This window comes from Sphingomonas immobilis, assembly GCF_030580995.1.
Classification (GTDB): Bacteria; Pseudomonadota; Alphaproteobacteria; order Sphingomonadales; family Sphingomonadaceae; genus Sphingomonas; species Sphingomonas immobilis.
The window spans coordinates 1-22,265 of the sequence record NZ_JAUQSZ010000013.1 but is presented as its reverse complement, the minus strand read 5'-3'; the positions used below and the strand labels follow the sequence as shown (position 1 = coordinate 22,265).

The window sequence follows — 22,265 nt, the reverse complement described above, 5'->3', positions numbered from 1 at the left end:
AGACCGCGAAAGCCCCAATAGACGGCGACGTTGCCTGGGGGAGGATACCCCCCGCCGTCGCCCTAGGACTTAGCGGTGCGTCCCCCGCACGAACTGAACCGACCCCATTGCTGAACCATGAGACATCGGATCACCTCCTTTCGCTAGTTAAGACGACGTACCCTGCGTTGGGCACGCAGCATGTTTGAATCATATAATTTTGCGAAACAAGCCTTGTATTGTTGCGGAGTTTCGACGATTCTCTTTCGCTCGCGCAGCATTACCGCAACGACCGTTTGCCAGCCCTTTTCGAGCCTGGCCTAGCGGCGGCAATCCTCGGTCACGCGCTCGATCTCCGCCCAGGCGGGGATGACGAGCGTGGGATAGCCCGCCTGCTCGATCACGAAACGGCCACGGCTGAAGCCCATCGCTTCCAAGATCGGATCGCGCGGGCCGATCGCGGTGGCGAGGTACGGCGGCGTGCCCCCGGTCGGCGTCAGCGCCAGCGTGCGCGCGGTGGTCGAGGTGCGGAGCGTCGCGGCGGAGGCGCCCCCTGCTCCGCTGCGCGACAGATAGATCGTCCGCGCGCCCAGATCGCAGCGCAGCGTCAGCACCGCGTCGGCACCGGGGATGCCGAACAGCGCGATCGATCCGCGCCCGTCCTGCCGGTACACCCAGTCGCCCGGCGTCAGCGGCCAGTCGCGCCAGTCGCTGCCGGCAGCGGGCGGCGGTGGCGCGGGCGGCAATGGCGCGGGTTCGGGCCGGGGCTGAGGACGCGGCGCGGGGCGCGGCGGCGGCGCGCTGTCCATGCAGGAGGCCAGCAGGGTGGCCAGAGCCACAGCGATGAGGGAGAGCCTGCGCATCGGGTTCCTATGGGGGAAGCGACGCGGGGGCTCAAGGCGCGAGTGCCTTCTTAGCCCTCTCCCATCTTCATGGGAGAGGGTTGGGTGAGGGTCTTCTTCTTCGTGCCATCGAATAGAAGAAGACCCTCACCGACTGCGACGTCTCCGTAGCCTCTCCCGCGAAGGCGGGAGAGGGGATCATTCCTTATCCTCCGTCCCCTTGCACTCGCCGGTGCGCTTGGCGGTGATCTCCATCGACATCGATTGCGCGCCCAGGCCCTTGGCGCCCGGCGTCGAGGAGTTCATGCTCATCTGATAGCTGTCGGGCGTGTAGCTGCCCGACAGGGTGGCGACCATCGGTCCTTCGCCGTCGCCGTGGTTGCACGTCATCTTCGCTGCGATCTTGCCGCCGCCCATCGTGAAGCTGTCGTACTTGCAGTTCTTGTCGTCGCGGTCGCCGGTGAAGAGCGCCTTCTTCTCCTTCACCTGCTCGGGCGTGACGCAGCTCACCACTTTCTGCGGTTCGGCCATCTTGCTCGCCATCTGCGCCTGTGCCGCGGGCGGCAGGTTGGGAATCTTCATGTCGACCTTGGCGGTGCCTTCCCAGCGGCCCGCGCGGATCATGTCGCCGCCACCGGTTGCGGCATCCATCTTGGCGGCGACTTCCGCCGAGGACGCATTGGTGGCGGATACGGTCGGCCCGCCCGATCCACACGCGGCGAGCGGCAGCGCCGCGGCGGCGGCAAGCAACAGATTACGCATCAAAAACTCCCCTTGGATTACCCCCAGGATTTCCTCTCGCGCCCCGTTCCCGCTTTGTTGCGGGTTGGCGGAGAACATCCCATATTGGCCGTATATGGCAATCCAGATTCGCACCACGCTCGACGAACCCGAGACGGGCCAGTCGTTCATTCCGCACCGGCCGGAGCGTCCGCCCAAGGCGGAAGGCGGCAAGGCGTTTCGGATCGTGTCGGACTATACGGCGGCGGGCGACCAGCCCGCGGCGATCGCCGAAATGGTCGAGGCGGTGAACGCCGGTGAGCGCGATCAGGTGCTGCTCGGCGTGACGGGATCGGGCAAGACCTTCACGATGGCGAAAGTGATCGAGGCGGTGCAGCGCCCCGCGCTTGTCCTCGCCCCCAACAAGATCCTCGCGGCGCAGCTCTACGGCGAGTTCAAGTCGTTCTTCCCCGACAACGCCGTCGAATATTTCGTCAGCTACTACGATTATTATCAGCCGGAAGCGTACGTTCCCCGCTCCGACACGTACATCGAGAAGGAATCTTCCGTGAACGAGTCGATCGACCGGATGCGCCATTCGGCCACCCGGTCGCTGCTGGAGCGTGACGACGTCATCATCGTCGCCTCGGTGTCGTGCCTCTACGGCATCGGCTCGGTCGAGACCTATTCGGCGATGATCTTCGATCTCAAGAAGGGTCAGGTCGTCGACCAGCGCGAGATCGTGCGCAAATTGGTTAGCCTGCAATACAAGCGCAACGACGCCGCCTTCCAGCGCGGCAATTTCCGCGTGAAGGGCGACACTCTCGAAATCTTCCCCTCGCATTACGAGGACACCGCCTGGCGCATCTCGTTCTTCGGCGACGATATCGAGGATATCGTCGAGTTCGATCCGCTGACCGGCAAGAAGGTCGCGAGCCTCAATTCGGTGCGCGTCTATGCGAACTCGCACTACGTCACGCCCGGCCCGACGCTGAAACAGGCGATGGAGGCGATCAAGCACGAGCTCGCCGAGCGCCTCAAGGAGCTGATCCCGGAAGGGAAATTGCTGGAGGCGCAGCGGCTGGAACAGCGTACCAATTTTGACCTGGAGATGATCGCCGCGACCGGCTCCTGCGCGGGCATCGAGAATTACTCGCGCTTCCTCACCGGCCGCATGCCGGGCGAGCCGCCGCCCACCCTGTTCGAATATCTGCCCGAGAATGCGCTGCTGTTCGTCGACGAGAGCCACCAGACGATCGGCCAGATCAACGGCATGTCGCGCGGCGATCACCGCCGCAAGCTGACGCTGGCGGAGTATGGCTTCCGCCTGCCGAGCGCGATCGACAACCGCCCCTTGCGCTTCAACGAATGGGAGGCGATGCGCCCGCAGACCACCTATGTCTCGGCGACGCCGGGCGACTGGGAGATGGAGCAGACGGGCGGCGTCTTCACCGAACAGGTGATCCGCCCGACGGGGCTCATCGACCCGCCCGTCGAGATCAAGCCGGTCGAGGACCAGGTGCAGGATTGCATCAACGAGTGCCGCAAGACGGCGGAGGCCGGATACCGCACGCTGGTGACGACGCTGACCAAGCGCATGGCCGAGGATCTCACCGAATTCATGCACGAGGCGGGGCTCAAGGTCCGCTATATGCACAGCGACGTCGAGACGCTGGAGCGTATCGAGCTGATCCGCGACCTCAGGCTCGGCGTGTACGACGTGCTGGTCGGCATCAACCTGCTGCGCGAGGGGCTCGACATTCCCGAATGCGGGCTGGTGACGATCCTCGACGCCGACAAGGAAGGCTTCCTGCGCTCCGAGACGTCGCTGATCCAGACGATCGGCCGCGCCGCGCGCAACGTCGATGGGCGCGTCATCCTCTACGCCGACCGCATGACCGGCAGTATGGAACGCGCGATCAACGAGACCGACCGCCGGCGCGAGAAGCAACGCGCCTATAACGCCGAACACGGTATCACACCCGCGACGATCCGCCGCCAGATCGGCGACATCATCCAGGACGTGGCGAGCCGCGATCAGGTAACGGTCGAGATCGACGAGGACCGCCCCCACATGGTCGGCCACAACCTGCGCGCGTACATCGAGGAACTCGAGAAGAAGATGCGCAAGGCGGCGTCGGATCTCGAATTCGAGGAGGCGGGGAGACTGCGCGACGAGATCCGCTCGCTGGAGGCGGAGGAGTTGGGGCTGCCGACCGACCAGCGCGTCATCCCCCCGCCGATGGGGCGGAGCAACGAGGGCAAGCCCGGCACGCGCAAAACGCGCTACGGGAAGAGCCAGAAAATGAAGGCCGGGCTGCCGGGTCAGGGGCGGCGGGGGCGATAAATTTCTTGCTGAGAATTCTGAGATATACTATTCCATCGCTTGATGGGAGAACCGCGATGGATATCAGCGTGTCGTTGGAGGTTTATAAGGCGCTTACAGCCCGTCTGATGCACGATGGTCAGACGTATGACGATGTCATACGCGACGCACTAAAAATGGATTCTATTATTGAGCCCGACGTTCCTGCCGGTCCTTTGGAAGGTGTGGCGAACGCATTTGCTCGGCCCATTTTTGAATCGGGCGGATTTATTTCGCGCGGGTTGTGGTTACCAAACGGCACGAAGCTGAGAGCTCGCTATAAGCATAAACAGTTCTTAGCTGAGATTCAAAATGATACTTGGGTCGATCATCTAGGAGAATCGCAGTCGAGTCCTTCCGCTGCTGCGAGCGCGATAACCGGTACAACCGTGAATGGCCTCCGATTTTGGGAGGCCCAAAAGCCAGGTCAGCAAGCATGGCGGCGACTCGATGCGCTTCGTCAGCTATGATCCGCTCCTTCGCCGATACTGAAACCGAACGCATCTGGGATCGCCTCGGCAGTCGCAGATTCCCTACCGACATTCAAAAACCCGCAATGCGGCGGCTGACGCTCCTAGACTCCGCAATCAGTCTCGCAGAACTCGGCAACCTCCCCGGCAACCGCCTCCACGCGCTCAAGGACGACCGTGCGGGGCAGCACTCCATTTCCATTAACATGCAATGGCGTATATGCTTTGTCTGGAAGGACGGAGACGCATATGACGTCGAGATCGCAGACTATCACTAATCCCGACTGGCTCGACAACGAGCATGCCGGGCAGATGCTGGTCACGGAATTTCTCGAACCCGCCGAGATCGGCGTGGAGCAGCTTGCCGAGAAGATCGACGTGACGCCGGAACGGATCGTGGCGGTGATCGACGGTGTGCGCCCGATCGACGCCGAACTGGACCTGCGTCTCGGGCGCTATTTCGGCATGTCCGAAGGCTATTTCCTGCGGCTGCAGGATCGCTACGAAATTATAGAAGCGCGTCGCGCTCTCAACGGTGCCCTCGACCGCATCGTCCCGCGCGCCGCCTAGATCACCGACAGATCCTCGACCGCCACGTCGTAATATTTCGCGACGCGGTCGGCATAGGCCTGGTCGAAGACGGGCGCGGTATTGGCCCAGCTCGGGCCGCCTTCCAGTACGCGGCGGTCGATCGTGACGACGTACGTGTCGCTCGTCGCGTCGAAGGAAAGCAGGCCGAAGGGCAAAGGATAGAACGCCTTGCCGATGCCGAGGAAGCCGCCGATCGCCAGCACGGCGTAGAGCGTCCGCCCGCTCCTCTTGTCGATCATGAAGGCGTGGACCGATCCGACACTGTCGCCGTCGCGGCTCTTCACCTTCATCGCGTCGGCGCGGTTGGAGTCGATGAGGCGTTGCGTCGCGGGGTCGGTCATTGGGGGCCTCCTGTGCCGCCAGCGTAACGGCCGGACGAGCGCGGGAGTTCCTAGCGCACCCGCCGGTAGGCCACGCGCCACGCCACCAGCGCCACCGCCGCCGCGACGCCCGCGAGCAGCAGGGCGATCGCCACCGCGCTCGCCCAGCGATACGGCAGCGTCAGCGCGTCGATCCCCGCGCCGGCGAAGCCCGCCGCCTGCACGCCGAGAAACAACGCGAACCCCGCCACCGCGCCCGTCGCCGCCGCGCTCACCGGCCCGCGCCGGTCGGCGAGGCCCGCCAGCCACCACAAAGGCCCGCCCAGCAGCACCGCCGCCAGCAACGTCAGCACCGCGCCGCCCGCGAAGGCGACCAGCACCGCCAGCGGCTCGGGCCCGCTCGCCAGCGCCGTCACCGCGCCACCCGCCACCGCGCCCGCGCCGAGCGCCAGCCCGATGCGGTCGAGTGTCGTGCGATAGCGCGGGCCCGTCGCGCCGAGCAGCAGCGGCCGGTCGCGCCGCCACCTCATGGTAAAGTCCGGATCGCCGGGGAGTCGAGGCACGCCGCCGCCGTCCACGCCGGCACCGCCGCCGGTTGCGGCGTGTAGGGCGCGATCCGCACCGGGCGGCCGGGGTAGACGGTGCCGAAGCCGTGCAGCCCACGGCACTTCACCACCTCGCGCAACATCCGCGGCGGCGTGTCATGCGCTTCGTAGGAAAGCCGGAACGTGCCCCAATGCACGCCGATCCCGGTCGCGGCGTGCAGCCGCGCATAGATTTCGCCCGCGTCCATCGGCCCGATATGGCTGCCCGCCGCCATCTGCCCGGCGGAGAAACGGAACGCGCCGATCGGGATCAGCGCCAGTCTCACCGGTCCGTAAGCCGCCGCCTCGTCGGCCCATTTGTAGTCGCCAGCACCCGTATCGCCCGCGAAGAAAATGTTGCCGCCCGGCAGCTTGACGACGAAGCTCGACCAGAGCGCACGGTTGCGATCGGCGAACCAGCGGCTGCCCCAATGGTGGTTGCGCGTGACGATCACCGCGCCCGGCCCGACCTTCACGCTACCGCCCCAGTCGAGCGCCGTCGCCGGCACCCCCGCCTGCGCGATCACGCTGTCGTTGCCGAGGCTGGTGACGATCTTGGGGTGGTCGCGGTCCCACAGCTTCTTGAGCGTTACCAGGTCCATGTGATCGTAATGATCGTGGCTCACCAGCACGATATCGATCTTCGGCAGCTTGTCGAAGGCGATGCCCGGCGGCGTCACCCGCTTCGGCCCGATGCCGAGCGGCCCGGCCGTCTCCGCCCAGATCGGATCGGTGAGGATGTTGAGCCCCTGCGTCTGCACCAGCACCGTCGCATGGCCAACCCACGTCGCGATCATGTCTCTGCCGTTGACGCGGGGCGGCGGCTGGACGGCGTGGAGCGGGACGTGATCGGGCCATGCCGGGCGGCCGTCGTTGCCGGTGATGAAGCGCGCGATCAGCCCCGGATTCGGCCCTTCGCTGCGCTTACCCTGGGTCGGCGTACCTGCGAAGGTATCCTCGCCGTCGGGGTTGAAGAAGCGCGCGCCGTCGAAATGCGCGCTCGCCGCGCCGCGATAATAGACCGCGTCGAGAAAGCGCGGCACGATCGTCACCGCCAGGCACACCGCCACGACGATCCACAGCAAAGCCGCCCCGAAAAAACGCAAGATCCGCATCATTCGCCCTTGAGGGAGCCCGTGCCCGCGCGCAAGCTCAGACCGCGCCGACCAGCGCAAGCACCACCCCGATCGCGACCAGCACGAGCCCCGCGATTTCGCTGCGGCGGGTCGTCTCGCCCAGATAGAAATGCGCGAAGCCCATCGTGAAGGCGACCTCGACCTGCCCGACGATCCGCACCAAGGCGACCGGCGCGGAGGCGAAGCCGGTGAACCAGCAGGCCGAGGCGACCGACGACATCAGCCCCACCTGCCCCGCCACACGCCACTCCGCGAAGACGCGGGCGAACTGATCGCGCTCGCGCAGCGCCAGATATCCGCCCTGCATCAGCGTCTGCACCGCGACCGTCGCCGCCAACACGATCAGCGCGGCGCGGATGTGGTCGGGGGTGCGCACCTCCTGCGTTGCGGCGCGAATGCCGATCGTGGTGAGCGCGAAGAAGAAGCCCGAGGCGATGCCGTAGACCGCCGCTTTCTGCGTCAGCGCGATCAGGAAATCGCGCGGGGAAAGGCGCTTGCCACCGGTCGACAGGATCATCACGCCGGCCACGCCGAAGCCGATGCCGATCCATGTCGCGAGGCTGAGGTGATCGCCGAGCAGGAATACAGACAGCAGCGCGCTCTGCACGGCTTCGGTCTTGGAGTAGGCGGTGCCGACGACGAAATTGCGCTCCCCGAAGGCCATCAGCAACAGGTTGGTCGCAACGATCTGCGCGAGGCCCCCACCGATGCAGAACGGCACGAACCACGGCCCGAGCTGCGGAAAAGCGGCGGGCGCGACCGCGCACTGATATCCCAGCATCAGCGCCACCGCGAACGGCAGCCCGTACAGATACCGCACCAGCCCGGCAGCGTTCACCGAAAGCGTCCGCGAAACCCGCCGCTGAACCGCCGTCCGCCACGCCTGCAACGCCCCGCCGATAAGTGCGGCGGGCAGCCAGAGGGGGAGAGCGGTCATCTTTCCTCCCCATGCGCAGCATGGGGAGGGGGACCAGCCGAAGGCTGGTGGAGGGGAAATGTCCCGCACTCTGCAAGGATCATCCGCGTCACCGCGTCAAACTCCCGCATGACATCGGTTGCAGGAATACGGAGTGTGCGAAGTCCCTGTTCCGCAAGCCAGGCGTCGCGCGCGCCATCGCGCTCGGGCCGCTCTCCGCGATCATGCGCTTCCCCATCGACCTCGATCGCGAGCTTCGTCGCCGCGTGATAGAAATCGAGCACATAAGGTCCGATCGGATGCTGGCGACGAAATTTCAGGCCACCGGGCCGTTCGCGCAGCCATTGCCACAGCTTCACCTCGGGCGGAGTGAGCTGGCGGCGGAGGCAGCGCGCCTTTTCCACGGTTTTCCTTGGTGGCATCGCCCCTCCACCGCCTTCGGCGGTCCCCCTCCCCGTCCGCGACGGGGAGGAAAAGTCACGCCAAGAGCTTTTCCCGCGCGATCTTCTCCTTCCACACCAGCGGGGCGAGCTGGTGGACGTTGTGGCCTTCGCTATCCACGGCGACCGTCACCGGGAAATCGACCACCTCGAATTCGTAGATCGCCTCCATGCCGAGGTCCGCGAAGCCGACGACCTTCGATCCCTTGATCGCGCGCGCCACCAGATACGCGGCACCACCCACCGCCATCAGATAGGCCGACTTGGCATCCTTGATCGCCTCGGTCGCCGCGGGGCCGCGCTCGGCCTTGCCGACGCAGGCGAGCAGCCCCTGGTCGAGCATCATGCGCATGAATTTGTCCATGCGCGTCGCGGTCGTCGGGCCGGCCGGGCCGACCACTTCCTCGCCGACCGGATCTACGGGTCCGACATAATAGATCACGCGGCCCTTGAACTCGACGGGCAGCGCCTCGCCCGCGGCCAGCATGTCGGCGATGCGCTTGTGCGCGGCGTCGCGGCCGGTCAGCATCTTGCCGTTGAGCAGCAGCCGGTCGCCCTGCTTCCAGCCTTGCACGTCGGCGGCCGTCAGCGTGTCGAGATCGACGCGGATCGCGGCCTTGTCGGGCGTCCAGTTGACGTCGGGCCACTCATCGAGCTTCGGCGCTTCGAGGAAGGTCGGGCCCGATCCGTCGAGCGTGAAATGCGCGTGGCGCGTCGCCGCGCAGTTCGGAATCATCGCCACCGGCTTGCCCGCCGCGTGGCACGGCGCGTCCTTGATCTTCACGTCGAGGATGGTCGACAGCCCGCCCAGCCCCTGCGCGCCGATGCCGAGCGCGTTGACCTTGTCGAAGATCTCGATGCGCAGCGCCTCGATATCGTTCTTGGGCCCGCGCGCCTTGAGCGGCCCCATGTCGATCGGCTCCATCAGCGCCTGCTTCGCCAGCAGCACGCAATGTTCCGCAGTGCCGCCGATGCCGATGCCGAGCATCCCCGGCGGGCACCAGCCCGCGCCCATCTGCGGCAGCATCTCCAGTACCCAGTCGACGATGGAATCGCTCGGGTTCATCATCTTGAACTTGGACTTGTTCTCGCTGCCGCCGCCCTTCGCCGCGACATCGACCGAGACCTTGCTGCCCGGCACCAGCTCGACGTGCAGCACGCAGGGCGTATTGTCCTTGGTGTTGCGGCGCGTGAAGGCGGGATCGGCCAGCACCGAGGCGCGCAGCTTGTTCTCGGGGTTGAGGTAGGCGCGGCGCACGCCTTCATCCACCACGTCCTGCATCGAGCGGGTGGTGTCGTCCAACCGGCAGTCCATGCCCCATTCGACGAAGACGTTGACGATGCCGGTATCTTGGCAGATCGGCCGGTGCCCTTCCGCGCACATGCGGCTGTTGGTGAGGATCTGCGCGATTGCGTCCTTCGCCGCCGGGCCCTGCTCCGCTTCATACGCTTCCCCCAGCGCGCGGATGTAATCCATCGGGTGGAAGTAGGAGATGTACTGCAGCGCGTCGGCGACGCTCTCGATCAGGTCGGCTGCGCGGATGGTGACGGTCATGCAGGGCTCGCTAACAGAAAGGAAGGATCGCGCCGCACCTAGACCAGTTGAGCCCCGACGGAAAAGAGCCGCGCGCTACCCGCGAGTCGTTCGCAACTGACAGACGTCCGCCAGAGCATTTTAAGTATAATTACTGGAGAAATTTCGTAACGCTCAAGCAATTGGCAATAATCGATCCGTAAAGCGTGGCCATGGCCCCCACGCTCAATCCGGCGCGCATCGCAGCGCTATGCATCAGCGTCGGGGTCGCCACCGCCGTCACGGTCGATACCGGCTCGTGGCTGTTCGGGCTCGCGGGAATCATCGTCGTCACCGGTATCGGCTGGCTGCTGTTCGCCACCGCCCGTCCCACGCATGGCAAGCGCCCCGCCTCGGGCAGCCCGGCGCGGGGCGAGCGCGTCGCCGCGCGGCTGGTGCGCGAATATGAGGAACAGGGCACCGGCTGGTTCTGGCAGACCGACGCCGAAGGCCGGGTGACGTACCTCTCGACCAAGGTCGCGACCGAGCTCGACACCGCCGATGCGCCCGCGATGGGCGCGCCCCTCACCGCCCTCTTCCGCGTCGACACCAGCGCGGCCGAGACCGAGCGGACGATCGCCTTCCACCTTTCCTCGCGCACCGCCTTTTCCAACTATTCGGTGCGCCCCGCCGTCGCCGGCAAGCTCGAGCGCTGGTGGTCGATGTCGGGGCGCCCGATCACCGACGAGCAGGGCAATTTCCAGGGCTTCATCGGCAACGGCTCCGACCTTACCGAGCGCCGCCGCGCCGATGCCGAGATCGCGCGCCTGGCATTGTTCGACAGCCTGACCGGCCTCGCCAACCGCCAGCGCATGCGGCTGTGGCTCGACCAGACGCTGGCGGGCGCGACCGGCGCACGCGGTGCCGCGATGTTCCTGCTCGATCTCGATCGCTTCAAGACAGTCAACGACACGCTCGGCCACCAGACCGGCGACGTGCTCCTGAAGCAGGTCGCGCAGCGCCTCGTCCGTGCCATCGGCGAGGCCGGGCTCGTCGGGCGGCTCGGCGGCGACGAATTCCAGGTCGTCTTTCCGGGCGAGACCAACCGCGACAAGCTGAGCGACCTCGCCCGCCGCGTGATCGATTCGCTGTCGCAGCCCTATTCGATCGATGGATCCTCGGTCTCGATCGGCTGCTCGATCGGCATCGCGCTCGCGCCCGAGGATGGCGGCGATGCGGAGACGCTGGTCCGCAACGCCGATCTCGCGCTCTACGGCGCCAAGGCCGACGGGCGCGGCATCCACCGCTTCTTCAAGCCGGCGATGCTGGAAGGCGCGCGCAGCCGCAAGCAGATCGAGGACGACCTCCGCAACGCGCTCGCCTCCAACCAGATCTACGTCGCCTATCAGCCGGTCGTCAGCGCCATTACCGAGAAGATCGTCGGCTACGAAGCGCTGGTGCGCTGGGATCATCCGACGCGCGGGCCCATCAGCCCGGCGGAGTTCGTGCCGGTGGCGGAGGATTGCGGCCTGATCGAATCGATCGGCGAATGGGTGATGCGCACCGCCTGCATGGACGCGGCAAGCTGGCCGCGCGACGTGCGCGTCGCCGTCAACGTCTCGCCGATCCAGTTCGCCAACCCCGCGCTGCCGACGATCGTCACTTCGGCGCTCGCCAAGTCGGGCATCGCCCCGCACCGGCTCGAGCTCGAGATCACCGAGGGCGTGTTCCTCGATGAGACCAGCTCGTCCGAACAGATGTTCCGCACGCTGAAGGGCCTCGGCGTGCGCCTCGCGCTCGACGATTTCGGCACCGGCTATTCGTCGCTCGGCTATCTGAAGAAGGCGCCGTTCGACAAGATCAAGATCGACCAGAGCTTCGTGCGCGGTGCCGCCATCCAGGGCAATCGCAACGCCGCGATCGTCAAGGCGATCGTCACGCTCGCCGACACGCTCGGCATGGAAACCACGGCGGAGGGCGTCGAGACGCAAGACGAGATCGCGCTGATCCGCGATCTCGGCTGCAGCCACATCCAGGGCTGGGTCTACGGCAAGGCGGTGCGCGATCCCGAGGTCCACGAGCAGCTTGCGGGCGACGGCACGGTGCTGCCGCAGGGCCATCTGATGAGCCGGCCCGAGCGCCACAAGATGATCCGCACCGCGCGCATCATCGCCGGCGACGTCGACGGCGAGGTCCGCATCCGCAATATGTCGCCGACCGGCGCGATGATCGACGGCATCGATATCGAGGGCGACGTATCGGGCATGGAAGTGCTGATCGAGCTGGTCGAGGGCGAGATGTTCCCCGCCAAGCTGCGCTGGGCGGTCGAGGGCCGCGCGGGCATCGAATTCCTCAGCGCGTTCAACATGGAACGCCTCGCCGCGAACACCCCCTCCGCCGCACCCCTCGCGATCCCGCTCCGCCGCGCGGGTTGATCCTCACTAGCCCCTCTCCTTCAGGGGAGGGGTTGGGGTGGGGGCGTCCGGGCACCCGACCATCGGCTGGGGAGCGAAGCCGCCGTATCATTTATGGCGTGCAACACGCCTTTGATGGTGCCGATCACCTCCGCATTGGAAAATCGCACCAAGTGCATCTAACCGCCGATCACGCCGCTCGTCCGCTTCGACATCATGCGTTTCTCCGTCGATTTCTATGCCAAGCCCGACTGCAGGGCATAAGAAATCGATGATCGCGAGTGCTTCCAGGACTACATGTTGCCGTCGAAACTTATAACCGGCTAGCTGCGAATTCGAGAGCGAACGCCACAAACGCTTCTCGGGTTCTGTCGGGTTACGGCGCATTTCCTTCGCGCGCTTCAGAAGTTCGGCTTCTGTCACCGCTGGACTTCCCCACCCCAACCCCTCCCCTGAAGGGGAGGGGCTTTTTTCACGCAGGCCCGCCCGAGGAGAACGGGAACATCGCCCAATACGGCTCGGCTTCCTTGCGGGTCCGCGCAACAGAAGGCCGCGCCTCCAGACGCGCATGATAGGCCGACAGCACCGGCCAGGCATCGAACGGGCGCACGTGCCGCGCATACCAGAGCGCGGGGGCGGCGGCGCAGTCGGCGATTCCGAACGTATCGCCTGCCGCCCATTCGCGCCCGGCCAGCTTGCCCTCCAGCCAGGCATAGCTCTTGTCGAGAAGCGCCTTCGCCTGCTCCACGCCAAAGGAATCGGCATTGCCCGCGGGCCGGATGCGCTCCGCCACGATCGCCTGCATCGGCGTCATCACATAATCGTCGAAGCAGCGATCCATGAAGCGCGCCTCCAGCGCCGCCTCGGCCTCTGCGGGCACCATCGGCGGGCCGCTCCCCAGCCGGTCGGCATAATCGATGATGATGCTCGATTCGGCGACGGCACGCTCGCCATCGAGCAGCAACGGCATCTTCGCCATCGGCCACAGGCTCGCGAACCGCGCGTAGATTTCGGGTTCGTCGGGCGCGATCATCTGCGGCTCGAAGGCGATGCCGCGCTCGTACAAAGCGATCTGCACCTTGTGGCAATAGGAGGACAGGGGATGGGCGAAGAGCTGGATCGTCATGGCACCGTGGATACCATATCTGGTGTCCGCGTCACCCGCCGCCGCCTCCGATCCGGTGCGTCGTCCACCGCGCAATTTTTCTGTGGGTTTCCGTGTTCGTTCTCTTGCCTTTCGCGCGCGCGGCGGAAGTCCGCGCGTCGCGCCCGATCGGCCGTTTCGGCGATGCCACGAACCGAGTCAAAATAGCGACGAACCGAGTCCCTAATCTGTAATTTACCGTATTGCGTCGGAGAGCGAACCGGCACAATCTGTTGGGGTTGAGTTCGGGGGCGGACCCAATCACTGGTAGAACACGTACCGTGATCTTATATTACGGACAGGTTGCAACGCGCGCCGTCGGCGCGTGGGTGGACCATTTTTGTTCTCGCCGCAGGGCCCCGGAATGATACCATGGGGGCTTGTCCCCCGATTCGAACGGACCGGGAACACCGGCGCGTTGTAGGCTTTGATGCGGGGGCAAGATCGATGGACTTCAGAGAGACCGAGGAAGTGAGCGTAGCAATGGCGACCGACACGATCGAAGCGGCAGCGACCGCAGGCGCGGACCGCAAGCTGGAGGCCCGCGGCGATTCGAAGGAAGTGCGCCCGCGCCTGTACCCGGTCGAGGTCGATCACTCGCGCGACGCGCTGCTCACCGATTTCGGCAAGGACACGCTCAACGACCGCTATCTCTTGCCCGGCGAACGCTATCAGGATCTGTTCGTGCGCGTCGCCTCGGCGTACGCGGATGACGCCGGCCATGCGCAGCGGCTCTACGATTACATCTCGAAACTGTGGTTCATGCCCGCCACGCCCGTCCTGTCGAACGGCGGCACCGGGCGCGGCCTGCCCATCTCGTGCTTCCTCAATTCGGTGCCCGACAGCCTCAACGGCATCGTCGACACCTGGAACGAGAACGTCTGGCTCGCCTCGCGCGGCGGCGGCATCGGCACCTATTGGGGCAACGTGCGCGGCATCGGCGAGCCCGTCGGCCTCAACGGCAAGACCAGCGGCATCATCCCCTTCGTGCGCGTGATGGATTCGCTGACGCTGGCGATCTCTCAAGGGTCGCTGCGGCGCGGCTCGGCCGCCTGCTATCTCGACATCAGCCACCCGGAGATCGAGGAGTTCCTCGAAATCCGCAAGCCCAGCGGCGACTTCAACCGCAAGGCATTGAACCTCCATCACGGCGTCCTCATCCCCGACGCCTTCATGGAGGCGGTGCGCGACGGCGCCGAATGGACGCTGCGCAGCCCCAAGGACCAATCCGAGCGCGGCAAGGTCGATGCCCGCGCGCTGTTCCAGAAGCTGGTCGAAACCCGCCTCGCCACCGGCGAGCCCTACATCGTCTTTGCCGATCACGTGAACAACGCGATGCCCAAGCATCACCGCGAACTGGGCCTCAAGGTCTCGACCTCGAACCTGTGCAGCGAGATCACGCTGCCGACCGGCAAGGATCACCTCGGCAACGATCGCACCGCAGTCTGCTGCCTGTCGTCGCTCAACCTAGAGACCTGGGACGAGTGGAACGGCGAGAAGGGCTTCATCGAGGACGTGATGCGTTTCCTCGACAACGTCCTGCAGGACTATATCGACCGCGCCGAGCCCGGCATGGAAAAGGCCGCTTACTCCGCAATGCGCGAGCGTTCGGTCGGCCTCGGCGTAATGGGCTTCCACTCGTTCCTGCAGGCGCGCGGCCTCGCCTTCGAAGGCGCGATGGCCAAGTCGTGGAACCTGCGCATGTTCAAGCACATCAAGGCGCAGGTCGACGAGGCGTCGATGCACCTCGCAGTCGAGCGCGGGCCCTGCCCCGACGCTGCGGATCGCGGCATGATGGAGCGCTTCTCGTGCAAGATGGCGATCGCGCCGACCGCGTCGATCAGCATCATCTGCGGCGGCACCTCGGCCTGTATCGAGCCGATCCCGGCCAACATCTACACGCACAAGACGCTGTCGGGCAGCTTCTCGGTCCGCAACCCGTATCTCGAAAAACTGCTGATCGAGAAGGCGAAGAACGCCGAGGCCGTGTGGGTCTCGATCCTCGAGCGCGGCGGCTCGGTCCAGCATCTCGACTTCCTCAGCCAGGAGGAGAAGGACTGCTACAAGACCAGCTTCGAGATCGACCAGCGCTGGCTGATCGAGCTCCAGGCCGATCGCACACCCTATGTCGACCAGTCGACCAGCCTCAACCTGTTCATCCCGGCCGACGTCGAGAAATGGGATCTGCTGATGCTCCACTTCCGGGCGTGGGAGCTCGGCATCAAGTCGCTCTACTATCTCCGCTCCAAGTCGGTGCAGCGCGCCGGCTTCGCCGGCGGCGTCGAAGCCGACAACACGATCGACGCCCCGAAGTTCGAGCTGGGCGAGTCGACCGATTACGACGAATGCCTCGCGTGCCAGTGAGGTGGGACAGCTAAATCACCCTCACCCTCCCACGCGGCTGCGCCGCGCGGGCCCCTCCCTCTCCCAAAGGGAGAGGGACGCTGGTGCCCGGCCATTCCCTCTCCCTTTGGGAGAGGGAGGGAGCCGCGCAGCGGCGGAAGGGTGAGGGCGACCAATGCGCCTCTATCAAGATCAGCCTTCAGGAACCGTCCCGCGCGCCCGGCAACTCCGCCGCGACGCGCCGGAACCCGAACGCCGCCTGCTGCGTGCGCTTCGGGAGGCGTTTCCGCATCTGAAATGGCGGCATCAGGCGCCGGTGGGTCCGTTCTATGCCGACATCCTGTGCTTTTCGGAAAAGCTGGTGATCGAAATCGACGGCGACACCCATGCCGGCCGTGAGCGGAATGACGCGACACGCACGCGCTACATCGAAAGCGAAGGCTTCCATGTACAGCGTTTCACCAACGCGGATGTGATGGACACTGTCGAGGGCGTCATCACCGCTATTTCCCTCTCCCTGCGGGAGAGGGAGGGAGCGCCAAAGGCGCGGAAGGGTGAGGGTGACGCCCAAAAGGAAAAGGGCGAGCCGACCAACGCGGCTCACCCTCACCCGACCTCGCTACGCTCGGCCACCCTCTCCCGATGGGAGAGGGATTTATGAGCTCAAACCTCTTCTTCCAGCGTCACCGCCACGTCGGCGTTGGCGCTCAGGCGCACCTTGTCGCCCTCGACATCGGCGACGAGGCCGCCCGAGATGTAGTGATGGTGCCCTTCATGGCTGCCGGAGCCTTCGGTAACCTGCGCACCGCTGTCCTTCTTGGTCAGCTTGATGCGGTCGCCGTCGACATGGTCGACCGTACCGACATGGACGCCGTCCGCGCCGATGACTTCCATATGTTCCTTGATCGCGCTCAGATCGGCCATGATACTCTCTCCTGCGTTGTAACTGCGCCGGATCAACGCACGCCCGCGCGATTCGGATGCACGGAGCAACATGCGTGAAACATTTCGCCGCCCTCCCCTTGCTCGCCGCCCTCTCGGCCTGCGCGCATCAGGCCGCCAGCGCCGTCGCGCACACGCCCGAGACGCCCGGCTTCCTGCTCGGGGTGTGGCACGGCTTCATCTTCCCCGTAGCCTGGGTGCTGTCGCTGTTCGTGCCGGACATCGCCGTCTACGCCGTGCCCAATGACGGCGGCTGGTACGATTTCGGCTTCTTCATCGGCATCGTCTTTCTGGGCGTCGGCTCGCACCGCACGCAGAAGGTCTATGTCACGCGGGTGGTGCGGCGATGAGCTACCAGATCGCCATCATGTACGGCGTGTCGGTGCTGTTCGCGGGTCTCGGCGCGGGCCTGCTGCTTTCGTTGCTGCGGCCGAGCGGCCCCGGCAAGGTCTATGCCTTTCGCATGGTCGGCATCATGGCGCTCGCGCTCGGCGTCGTCCTCTTCGCCTCGGCGACCGCCATGTGGCAGTGGAGCGCCGAGGGGAGCGTGGCACCATGAGCCTCTTCGCCGGCGACTATAATCTGCAGGCGCTGGTCGCGGCGGTGGTCGGCGCGTGGCTCTACGTCAGCGAGCCGCCCTCGGCCCGCATCGCCGGCGGCACCGCGAGCCGCACGCGCGCGCTCTGGCGCCTTTCGGGCATCGTGCTGATGCTCGGCGCGGCGGCGTATCTCGTCGTGCAGGTCGCAGGGGGTGCGGCATGAGCGGTCTTTCAACCGTCGCCATTGTGCGCCTGTTGATGCTGGTCGGAGCGGCCTGGATTCTTCTCGCAGGGTGGACAGTCCGGGCACGACACAGATTTGACGCGATCATTCTTATCGGTGCCGGGCTAATCCTGCTCGGCCATCTGATATTCTGGCAATTTGGCCTCGTTTTCGCGAACCGGTTTCTCGCGCCGTTCGCACTGCTGTTTTCCCCGCCAATCCTTTATCTTGTCGCCTTCGTCTTTTGTGTCTGTTTCTTCGTGACCAAGGTCCGCGGCTGGCCTCGCGCGGTCTATCTGGCCGGCAGCATAGTCGTTCTGTCGCCGCTCATATTTCTGTTCGTCGTTCTGCCAGCCGCCTTTCTAACGCATCACTGATTTTCTCGGAGTAACGCTCATGTCCCTTCTCGAAGCCCGCAAGCAGTACAAGCCGTTCGAATACCCCTGGGCGTTCGACTTCTGGAAGCGGCAGCAGCAGATCCACTGGATGCCCGAGGAAGTGCCGCTCGGCGAGGATTGCCGCGACTGGGCGCAGAAGCTCTCCGATCACGAGCGCAACCTGCTCACGCAGATCTTCCGCTTCTTCACCCAGGCCGATGTCGAGGTGCAGGATTGCTACCACGAGAAATACGGCCGCATCTTCAAGCCGACCGAGATCAAGATGATGCTCGCCGCCTTCTCCAATATGGAGACGGTGCATATCGCCGCGTACAGCCACCTGCTCGACACGATCGGCATGCCGGAGAGCGAATACGGCGCCTTCCTCGAATATAGCGAGATGAAGGACAAGCACGATTACCTGCAGAATTTCGGCGTCGACAGCGACGAGGATATCGCCAAGACGCTCGCCATGTTCGGCGGCTTTACGGAAGGGTTGCAGCTCTTTGCGAGCTTCGCGATGCTGATGAACTTCCCGCGCTTCAACAAGATGAAGGGCATGGGGCAGATCGTGACGTGGTCGATCCGCGACGAGAGCCTGCACTGCGAAGGCATCACCAAGCTGTTCCACACCTTCGTGCGCGAACGCGACTGCTTCACCAAATCGGTGAAGGCCGACATCCGCGAGATGTGCCAGCACACCGTCCACCTCGAGGACAATTTCATCGACCTCGCCTTCGAGATGGGCCCGGTCAACGGCATGACGCCCAAGGAGATCAAGAAGTACATCCGCTTCACCGCCGACTGGCGCCTCGGCCAGCTCGGCCTGAAGCCGATCTACATGATCGACGAACACCCGCTGCCGTGGCTCGTGCCGATGCTCAACGGCGTGGAGCACGCCAATTTCTTCGAACAGCGCGCGACCGAATATTCGAAGGCCGCGACGCGCGGCAACTGGAACGAAGTGTGGGACACGTTCGACAAGCGCGGCAAGGCGAAGGCCGGGCTGGCGGCGAACGATGTGCCTGCGGGCGAGGATGAGGGGGATATGTTTTCGAAGGCTGGGATCGCGGCGGAATGAGCGCCGGGCGCGGGATTAGCGCGAGCTAATCCCCGCCTCAAGGCGCGACCGGCCGGCGCGGCCACAGCCGCGGCCGACGACGCGGGCTTTGCCCGCGGCAGTTTTCTCAAATGCTACCTTGACCGGATTCAGCGCCGTCAATAAGATCTGGTTTTGTTCTCTGCGTTGAAAATGGGGCCACCATGCTTGATCCAGCCGGTCATCTCTCTGCTGCTGTTGATCTCCTTGGCACCGCGAAAGGAAAAAAGTTCGGAACGATCTTGGCCGATCCCCCTTGGCAATTTCAAAATCGGACCGGCAAAGTCGCACCAGAACACAAGCGCTTGAATCGCTATGGTACGATGACGCTGGACGACATTTGCGCCCTACCCGTCGCCGACATAGCCGCCGATCCCAGCCATCTTTATCTGTGGGTGCCGAACGCGCTGCTACCGGATGGTCTGCGAGTCATGGATGCTTGGGGCTATCGCTACATCTCGAACATCGTGTGGCACAAAGTGCGCAAGGACGGCGGATCGGACGGGCGTGGCGTCGGCTTCTATTTCCGCAACGTCACCGAATTGCTGCTGTTCGGGGTGCGTGGCAAGAACGCCCGCACGCTCGATCCGGGCCGGAGCCAAGTCAATATGATGCAAACGCGGAAGCGTGAACACAGCCGCAAGCCGGACGAGCAATACAAGATTATCGAGGATTGCAGTTGGGGACCACGCCTCGAAATGTTCAGCCGCGGAGCTCGCAAGGATTGGACGGTTTGGGGCAACCAAGCGGACGAAAGCTATAAGCCGACATGGGATACCTACGGCTATAATTCCGCTATCGCCGCTGAGTGATGCTTGAGCGCCTTTGCGATGCCGGTTTCGAAGTGCTGTTCACCAGTCACGCCGAAGCCATCATCTTACACGACTTCCCCGATCTGGTCGGCGAACTTGAAAGTTCGCTGCTCAATATCTCGTTGCCGATGACGGAGATTATTGGCGGCGGTGGCGGTGAAGCGAAGATGACACAGCGGCTTCGCCGTGGCCTTGCAGCCAAGGAATGGACCAAGCACAACTTTGAACTAAAAAAGACTGTTGATGGGGTAGCAAAAGAATCAATCAGTCATGAGATTGATCACGTTCGTCGAAGCGATAAGGGCATCTTCGCTCTAGAAATTGAATGGAATAACAAGGATCCATTTTTCGATAGGGACTTAGAAAATTTCAAACGACTTCACGCTGAGGGTGCGATCAGCGTTGGGGGTATCGTGACAAGAGGCTCGGCAATGCAAGCAGAGATGCGCGAACGCGTCGAAAGCTTCGCGACCGATCGTAACATTCTGGATTTCGAAGGTTTGATGGAGTTTGGTGCCGGTTCCCCCACGGCGCCCCAGCGTAAACAGATCCAAGGCGATCTCGATCGACAAGTGCCATTTGCAAAAGCTTGGTCACGCAAATTCACAAGCGACAAATTCGGTATGGCAACGACTCATTGGTCAAAACTGATCGACCGCGTTCACCGTGGTGTCGGAAACCCCTGTCCTCTAGTTTTGATTGGCTTACCGCCAAGCATAATTGATATGTCAGCTTAAGCTGTCCTACACGCCCGAAACCTGCATAATCCCGCAGCTCCCGCGACCACCCGGAGAGCATGCACATGACGACCCGCTTCCCGTCCGCCCAACCCTGCGCGATCACGCGGCGGGCCGCTCGGCCATCCACTCGGTTCGTCGCATTCCCCGCGATACGGGGCGCTCCCTTCGTCACCTTCGCCGCCGCGAAACGGGCGGATCAGGATGACCTTTCCGCGCGCGATCGGATCAATTCCGGAAACGATCGACGCGGATATTTTCGATTCAGGCGTCAATCTGTCAAGCGAACTCTCACTCTCGCGCGACGGCGAACCCCGCGAACGACTGCCGCACCGGCATCAGCTCCAGCGTGTTGATGTTGAGGTGCGCGGGCTGGCTCGCCACCCACAGGATGGTCGCGGCGATGTCCTCCGCGGTCATCGGCTCGGCACCGGCGTAGAGTTTGTCGGACGCGCCCTGGTCGCCGCCGGTGCGCACGACGGTGAATTCGGTTTCGACCATGCCGGGCTCGATCGAGGTCACGCGCACGCCCGTGCCGCCCAAGTCGCTGCGCAGGCCGAGGCTGAACTGGCGCACGAACGCCTTGGTCCCGCCGTAGACGTTGCCGCCGCTGTACGGATAGGTCGCCGCGACCGAGGACAGGTTGATGATCGCGCCGCGCCGCGCGACGATGCCGGGCAGCAGGCGGTGCGTGACGGTGGCGAGCGCGGTCACGTTGGTGTCGATCATCGTGCGCCATTCGTCGAGGTCGGCGCGCTGCGCGGGCGCAGTGCCGAGCGCGAGGCCGGCGTTGTTGACGAGCAGGTCGACGTCGCCGAACGGCACCGGCAGCGCGCCCAGCGCCGCCTCGAACGCCGCCGCGTCGCGCACGTCGAACGCGGCCGGGTGGACGCGCTCGCCCAGCTCGGCGGCGAGCGCCTCGAGCCGCTCGGCCCGCCGGCCGGTCGCGACGACATGCCACCCCGCGCCCGCCAGCGCACGGACGGTCGCGGCCCCGATCCCGGAGGTCGCGCCGGTGACGAAAGCGGTCGGCATGGGGCAGGCTCCTCGGTTGGGTTGGGAGCCGTCATGTCGCCAGGGCGCAGGAGAGGCAAGGGTGATCACCCTCACCCTTCCGTCGCTTCGCTCCTCCCTCCCTCTCCCAACGGGAGAGGGAAGGGGCCCGCCCGGCGCAGCCGGGTGGGAAGGGTGAGGGTGACCGCCTAGAACAAGAGCTTGCGCAGCGACACGCGCACCGTCCGGCCGAGCGGGTTGAGGTAGCCGGGCTGGTAGGCGGTCGGGGTCAGTCCGTCGATGTCGGTCACCTTCTGCCGCGCGTCGAACAGGTTGGTGATGCCCAGCGTCACCCGCGTCCCCCGGAAGAAGGGATGCGCCTTGATGAGCTTCAGCTGCTGGCCGAGGTCCGCGAAGAAGCGCAGGTTGACCGTGCCGAGGTCGGAGAAGCGCAAGGGGTCGGGGTTGGCCGCCGTGCCGCCGTTGACGATCGTCGCGCTCTGCCAGTTGGCGGAGAGCCGCACGCCGAGGCCGTTGTTGTTGTAGCCGCCCTGCGCCTCGATCTCGTGACGCGGCTGGCCGCCGCCGGTGCCGATCGTGTCGCCGCGCAGTAGGTCGAGCCGCGGCCCGCCGTTCGCGACCAGCACGTCGTCGGTGAAGTGCAGCGTGTGGTAGACCGCGAACTGCAGCCGCCCGCCGCCCTGCCCGCGCCCGCCGCCGCCGAAGCCGCCACCGCCGCCCCGGAAGCCGCCGCCCCCGCCGCCAC

At 65.0% G+C, this 22,265-nt stretch carries 26 protein-coding genes and 1 pseudogene; 14 read left to right on the top strand and 13 right to left on the bottom strand.

Annotated elements, in window-relative coordinates; all coding sequences use genetic code 11:
• Positions 1 to 299 precede the first annotated feature (299 nt).
• On the bottom strand, positions 300 to 842 hold the full coding sequence (locus tag Q5H94_RS17015; RefSeq protein ID WP_304562496.1) for a hypothetical protein: 543 nt from the start codon (positions 840 to 842) through the stop codon (positions 300 to 302).
• A gap of 177 nt (positions 843 to 1,019) precedes the next feature.
• Positions 1,020 to 1,583, bottom strand: a complete 564-nt coding sequence (locus Q5H94_RS17010) for a DUF3617 domain-containing protein (RefSeq protein ID WP_304562495.1) — start codon at positions 1,581 to 1,583, stop codon at positions 1,020 to 1,022.
• Between the two features lie 94 nt (positions 1,584 to 1,677).
• Here Q5H94_RS17010 and uvrB point away from each other — a divergent pair, with 94 nt between their 5' ends.
• The 4 genes from uvrB to Q5H94_RS16990 are packed head-to-tail and all read left to right on the top strand — an operon-like array spanning position 1,678 to position 4,946.
• Complete coding sequence (gene uvrB, locus Q5H94_RS17005; protein WP_304562494.1) at positions 1,678 to 3,888, top strand: excinuclease ABC subunit UvrB; 2,211 nt, start codon at positions 1,678 to 1,680, stop codon at positions 3,886 to 3,888.
• Positions 3,889 to 3,944: 56 nt separating this feature from the next.
• Positions 3,945 to 4,376: a hypothetical protein gene (locus tag Q5H94_RS17000; RefSeq protein ID WP_304562493.1), complete on the top strand. Its 432-nt coding sequence runs from the start codon at positions 3,945 to 3,947 to the stop codon at positions 4,374 to 4,376.
• Entirely contained in the window at positions 4,343 to 4,654 is a 312-nt protein-coding gene (locus Q5H94_RS16995; RefSeq protein WP_431312186.1) for a type II toxin-antitoxin system RelE/ParE family toxin, read from the top strand. The genes Q5H94_RS17000 and Q5H94_RS16995 overlap by 34 nt, the downstream gene beginning before the upstream one ends.
• A complete protein-coding gene (locus Q5H94_RS16990) occupies positions 4,626 to 4,946 on the top strand; it encodes a HigA family addiction module antitoxin (protein ID WP_304562491.1) in 321 nt (106 codons plus the stop codon). Before Q5H94_RS16995 ends, Q5H94_RS16990 begins: the two co-directional genes overlap by 29 nt.
• Here the strand turns inward: Q5H94_RS16990 and Q5H94_RS16985 are convergent.
• Genes Q5H94_RS16985 through Q5H94_RS16960 form a run of 6 tightly spaced genes read right to left on the bottom strand, consistent with a single transcriptional unit; the run spans position 4,943 to position 9,918 of the window.
• Positions 4,943 to 5,308, bottom strand: coding sequence for a PRC-barrel domain-containing protein (locus Q5H94_RS16985; protein WP_304562490.1), 366 nt, complete (start codon positions 5,306 to 5,308; stop codon positions 4,943 to 4,945). The two genes, Q5H94_RS16990 and Q5H94_RS16985, sit on opposite strands and share 4 nt — an antisense overlap.
• A 50-nt stretch (positions 5,309 to 5,358) precedes the next feature.
• On the bottom strand, positions 5,359 to 5,817 hold the full coding sequence (locus tag Q5H94_RS16980) for a hypothetical protein (RefSeq protein ID WP_304562489.1): 459 nt from the start codon (positions 5,815 to 5,817) through the stop codon (positions 5,359 to 5,361).
• Entirely contained in the window at positions 5,814 to 6,986 is a 1,173-nt protein-coding gene (locus Q5H94_RS16975; RefSeq protein ID WP_304562488.1) for an MBL fold metallo-hydrolase, read from the bottom strand. The genes Q5H94_RS16980 and Q5H94_RS16975 overlap by 4 nt, the downstream gene beginning before the upstream one ends.
• A 37-nt stretch (positions 6,987 to 7,023) precedes the next feature.
• Positions 7,024 to 7,944 (bottom strand): DMT family transporter, encoded by a 921-nt coding sequence (locus Q5H94_RS16970; protein WP_304562487.1) that lies wholly within the window; start codon positions 7,942 to 7,944, stop codon positions 7,024 to 7,026.
• Positions 7,941 to 8,345, bottom strand: coding sequence for an endonuclease domain-containing protein (locus tag Q5H94_RS16965; RefSeq protein WP_304562486.1), 405 nt, complete (start codon positions 8,343 to 8,345; stop codon positions 7,941 to 7,943). The genes Q5H94_RS16970 and Q5H94_RS16965 overlap by 4 nt, the downstream gene beginning before the upstream one ends.
• Positions 8,346 to 8,400: 55 nt before the next feature.
• A complete protein-coding gene (locus tag Q5H94_RS16960; RefSeq protein WP_304562485.1) occupies positions 8,401 to 9,918 on the bottom strand; it encodes a fumarate hydratase in 1,518 nt (505 codons plus the stop codon).
• A 191-nt stretch (positions 9,919 to 10,109) separates the two neighbouring features.
• On the opposite strand from Q5H94_RS16960, the gene Q5H94_RS16955 reads away from it, so the two are divergent.
• Positions 10,110 to 12,311 carry a putative bifunctional diguanylate cyclase/phosphodiesterase gene (locus Q5H94_RS16955; protein WP_304562484.1) on the top strand — a complete coding sequence of 734 codons (2,202 nt, stop codon included), beginning with the start codon at positions 10,110 to 10,112 and terminating at the stop codon, positions 12,309 to 12,311.
• A gap of 87 nt (positions 12,312 to 12,398) precedes the next feature.
• Here the strand turns inward: Q5H94_RS16955 and Q5H94_RS16950 are convergent, their stop codons facing one another.
• Together Q5H94_RS16950 and Q5H94_RS16945 are read right to left on the bottom strand one after the other, a co-directional pair.
• A complete protein-coding gene (locus Q5H94_RS16950) occupies positions 12,399 to 12,713 on the bottom strand; it encodes an endonuclease domain-containing protein (RefSeq protein ID WP_304562483.1) in 315 nt (104 codons plus the stop codon).
• Positions 12,714 to 12,762: 49 nt separating this feature from the next.
• Positions 12,763 to 13,416, bottom strand: coding sequence for a glutathione S-transferase family protein (locus Q5H94_RS16945; RefSeq protein WP_304562482.1), 654 nt, complete (start codon positions 13,414 to 13,416; stop codon positions 12,763 to 12,765).
• A gap of 465 nt (positions 13,417 to 13,881) precedes the next feature.
• Between Q5H94_RS16945 and Q5H94_RS16940 the strand changes: the two genes are divergently transcribed.
• Together Q5H94_RS16940 and Q5H94_RS16935 are read left to right on the top strand one after the other, a co-directional pair.
• On the top strand, positions 13,882 to 15,798 hold the full coding sequence (locus tag Q5H94_RS16940; RefSeq protein ID WP_304562481.1) for a ribonucleoside-diphosphate reductase subunit alpha: 1,917 nt from the start codon (positions 13,882 to 13,884) through the stop codon (positions 15,796 to 15,798).
• 154 nt (positions 15,799 to 15,952) lie between these two features.
• Positions 15,953 to 16,438 carry an endonuclease domain-containing protein gene (locus Q5H94_RS16935; protein WP_304562480.1) on the top strand — a complete coding sequence of 162 codons (486 nt, stop codon included), beginning with the start codon at positions 15,953 to 15,955 and terminating at the stop codon, positions 16,436 to 16,438.
• Between the two features lie 2 nt (positions 16,439 to 16,440).
• On the opposite strand, the gene Q5H94_RS16930 is transcribed toward Q5H94_RS16935, so the two are convergent.
• The gene (locus Q5H94_RS16930; protein ID WP_304562479.1) at positions 16,441 to 16,701 is read right to left on the bottom strand and encodes a DUF2171 domain-containing protein; all 261 of its coding nucleotides are present in this window, start codon (positions 16,699 to 16,701) and stop codon (positions 16,441 to 16,443) included.
• Between the two features lie 74 nt (positions 16,702 to 16,775).
• On the opposite strand from Q5H94_RS16930, the gene Q5H94_RS16925 reads away from it, so the two are divergent.
• From Q5H94_RS16925 to Q5H94_RS16895, 7 genes are all read left to right on the top strand, one after another.
• A complete protein-coding gene (locus Q5H94_RS16925) occupies positions 16,776 to 17,069 on the top strand; it encodes a hypothetical protein (RefSeq protein ID WP_431312185.1) in 294 nt (97 codons plus the stop codon).
• Positions 17,066 to 17,278, top strand: coding sequence for a hypothetical protein (locus Q5H94_RS16920; RefSeq protein WP_304562477.1), 213 nt, complete (start codon positions 17,066 to 17,068; stop codon positions 17,276 to 17,278). Before Q5H94_RS16925 ends, Q5H94_RS16920 begins: the two co-directional genes overlap by 4 nt.
• On the top strand, positions 17,275 to 17,481 hold the full coding sequence (locus tag Q5H94_RS16915; RefSeq protein WP_304562476.1) for a hypothetical protein: 207 nt from the start codon (positions 17,275 to 17,277) through the stop codon (positions 17,479 to 17,481). Before Q5H94_RS16920 ends, Q5H94_RS16915 begins: the two co-directional genes overlap by 4 nt.
• Positions 17,478 to 17,858, top strand: a complete 381-nt coding sequence (locus Q5H94_RS16910; protein ID WP_304562475.1) for a hypothetical protein — start codon at positions 17,478 to 17,480, stop codon at positions 17,856 to 17,858. The genes Q5H94_RS16915 and Q5H94_RS16910 overlap by 4 nt, the downstream gene beginning before the upstream one ends.
• Before the next feature lie 19 nt (positions 17,859 to 17,877).
• A complete protein-coding gene (locus Q5H94_RS16905) occupies positions 17,878 to 18,939 on the top strand; it encodes a ribonucleotide-diphosphate reductase subunit beta (protein WP_304562474.1) in 1,062 nt (353 codons plus the stop codon).
• Positions 18,940 to 19,121: 182 nt separating this feature from the next.
• Positions 19,122 to 19,769 (top strand): MT-A70 family methyltransferase, encoded by a 648-nt coding sequence (locus tag Q5H94_RS16900; protein ID WP_304562473.1) that lies wholly within the window; start codon positions 19,122 to 19,124, stop codon positions 19,767 to 19,769.
• On the top strand, positions 19,769 to 20,506 hold the full coding sequence (locus tag Q5H94_RS16895) for a BglII/BstYI family type II restriction endonuclease (protein WP_304562472.1): 738 nt from the start codon (positions 19,769 to 19,771) through the stop codon (positions 20,504 to 20,506). The genes Q5H94_RS16900 and Q5H94_RS16895 overlap by 1 nt, the downstream gene beginning before the upstream one ends.
• Positions 20,507 to 20,797: 291 nt before the next feature.
• Here the strand turns inward: Q5H94_RS16895 and Q5H94_RS16890 are convergent, their stop codons facing one another.
• Positions 20,798 to 21,541: an SDR family NAD(P)-dependent oxidoreductase gene (locus Q5H94_RS16890; protein WP_304562471.1), complete on the bottom strand. Its 744-nt coding sequence runs from the start codon at positions 21,539 to 21,541 to the stop codon at positions 20,798 to 20,800.
• 167 nt (positions 21,542 to 21,708) lie between these two features.
• Positions 21,709 to 22,265 (bottom strand): annotated as a pseudogene (locus tag Q5H94_RS16885) (TonB-dependent receptor); the annotation flags it as partial.

What these genes read in the sequence shown, in the direction of transcription:
- Q5H94_RS17015 (WP_304562496.1), bottom strand. Translation starts at nt 842, where the DNA reads ATGCGCAGGCTCTCCCTCATCGCTGTGGCTCTGGCCACCCTGCTGGCC.
- Q5H94_RS17010 (WP_304562495.1), bottom strand. Translation starts at nt 1,583, where the DNA reads ATGCGTAATCTGTTGCTTGCCGCCGCCGCGGCGCTGCCGCTCGCCGCG.
- uvrB (WP_304562494.1), top strand. Translation starts at nt 1,678, where the DNA reads ATGGCAATCCAGATTCGCACCACGCTCGACGAACCCGAGACGGGCCAG.
- Q5H94_RS17000 (WP_304562493.1), top strand. Translation starts at nt 3,945, where the DNA reads ATGGATATCAGCGTGTCGTTGGAGGTTTATAAGGCGCTTACAGCCCGT.
- Q5H94_RS16995 (WP_431312186.1), top strand. Translation starts at nt 4,343, where the DNA reads ATGGCGGCGACTCGATGCGCTTCGTCAGCTATGATCCGCTCCTTCGCC.
- Q5H94_RS16990 (WP_304562491.1), top strand. Translation starts at nt 4,626, where the DNA reads ATGACGTCGAGATCGCAGACTATCACTAATCCCGACTGGCTCGACAAC.
- Q5H94_RS16985 (WP_304562490.1), bottom strand. Translation starts at nt 5,308, where the DNA reads ATGACCGACCCCGCGACGCAACGCCTCATCGACTCCAACCGCGCCGAC.
- Q5H94_RS16980 (WP_304562489.1), bottom strand. Translation starts at nt 5,817, where the DNA reads ATGAGGTGGCGGCGCGACCGGCCGCTGCTGCTCGGCGCGACGGGCCCG.
- Q5H94_RS16975 (WP_304562488.1), bottom strand. Translation starts at nt 6,986, where the DNA reads ATGCGGATCTTGCGTTTTTTCGGGGCGGCTTTGCTGTGGATCGTCGTG.
- Q5H94_RS16970 (WP_304562487.1), bottom strand. Translation starts at nt 7,944, where the DNA reads ATGACCGCTCTCCCCCTCTGGCTGCCCGCCGCACTTATCGGCGGGGCG.
- Q5H94_RS16965 (WP_304562486.1), bottom strand. Translation starts at nt 8,345, where the DNA reads ATGCCACCAAGGAAAACCGTGGAAAAGGCGCGCTGCCTCCGCCGCCAG.
- Q5H94_RS16960 (WP_304562485.1), bottom strand. Translation starts at nt 9,918, where the DNA reads ATGACCGTCACCATCCGCGCAGCCGACCTGATCGAGAGCGTCGCCGAC.
- Q5H94_RS16955 (WP_304562484.1), top strand. Translation starts at nt 10,110, where the DNA reads ATGGCCCCCACGCTCAATCCGGCGCGCATCGCAGCGCTATGCATCAGC.
- Q5H94_RS16945 (WP_304562482.1), bottom strand. Translation starts at nt 13,416, where the DNA reads ATGACGATCCAGCTCTTCGCCCATCCCCTGTCCTCCTATTGCCACAAG.
- Q5H94_RS16940 (WP_304562481.1), top strand. Translation starts at nt 13,882, where the DNA reads ATGGACTTCAGAGAGACCGAGGAAGTGAGCGTAGCAATGGCGACCGAC.
- Q5H94_RS16935 (WP_304562480.1), top strand. Translation starts at nt 15,953, where the DNA reads ATGCGCCTCTATCAAGATCAGCCTTCAGGAACCGTCCCGCGCGCCCGG.
- Q5H94_RS16930 (WP_304562479.1), bottom strand. Translation starts at nt 16,701, where the DNA reads ATGGCCGATCTGAGCGCGATCAAGGAACATATGGAAGTCATCGGCGCG.
- Q5H94_RS16920 (WP_304562477.1), top strand. Translation starts at nt 17,066, where the DNA reads ATGAGCTACCAGATCGCCATCATGTACGGCGTGTCGGTGCTGTTCGCG.
- Q5H94_RS16915 (WP_304562476.1), top strand. Translation starts at nt 17,275, where the DNA reads ATGAGCCTCTTCGCCGGCGACTATAATCTGCAGGCGCTGGTCGCGGCG.
- Q5H94_RS16910 (WP_304562475.1), top strand. Translation starts at nt 17,478, where the DNA reads ATGAGCGGTCTTTCAACCGTCGCCATTGTGCGCCTGTTGATGCTGGTC.
- Q5H94_RS16905 (WP_304562474.1), top strand. Translation starts at nt 17,878, where the DNA reads ATGTCCCTTCTCGAAGCCCGCAAGCAGTACAAGCCGTTCGAATACCCC.
- Q5H94_RS16900 (WP_304562473.1), top strand. Translation starts at nt 19,122, where the DNA reads ATGCTTGATCCAGCCGGTCATCTCTCTGCTGCTGTTGATCTCCTTGGC.
- Q5H94_RS16895 (WP_304562472.1), top strand. Translation starts at nt 19,769, where the DNA reads ATGCTTGAGCGCCTTTGCGATGCCGGTTTCGAAGTGCTGTTCACCAGT.
- Q5H94_RS16890 (WP_304562471.1), bottom strand. Translation starts at nt 21,541, where the DNA reads ATGCCGACCGCTTTCGTCACCGGCGCGACCTCCGGGATCGGGGCCGCG.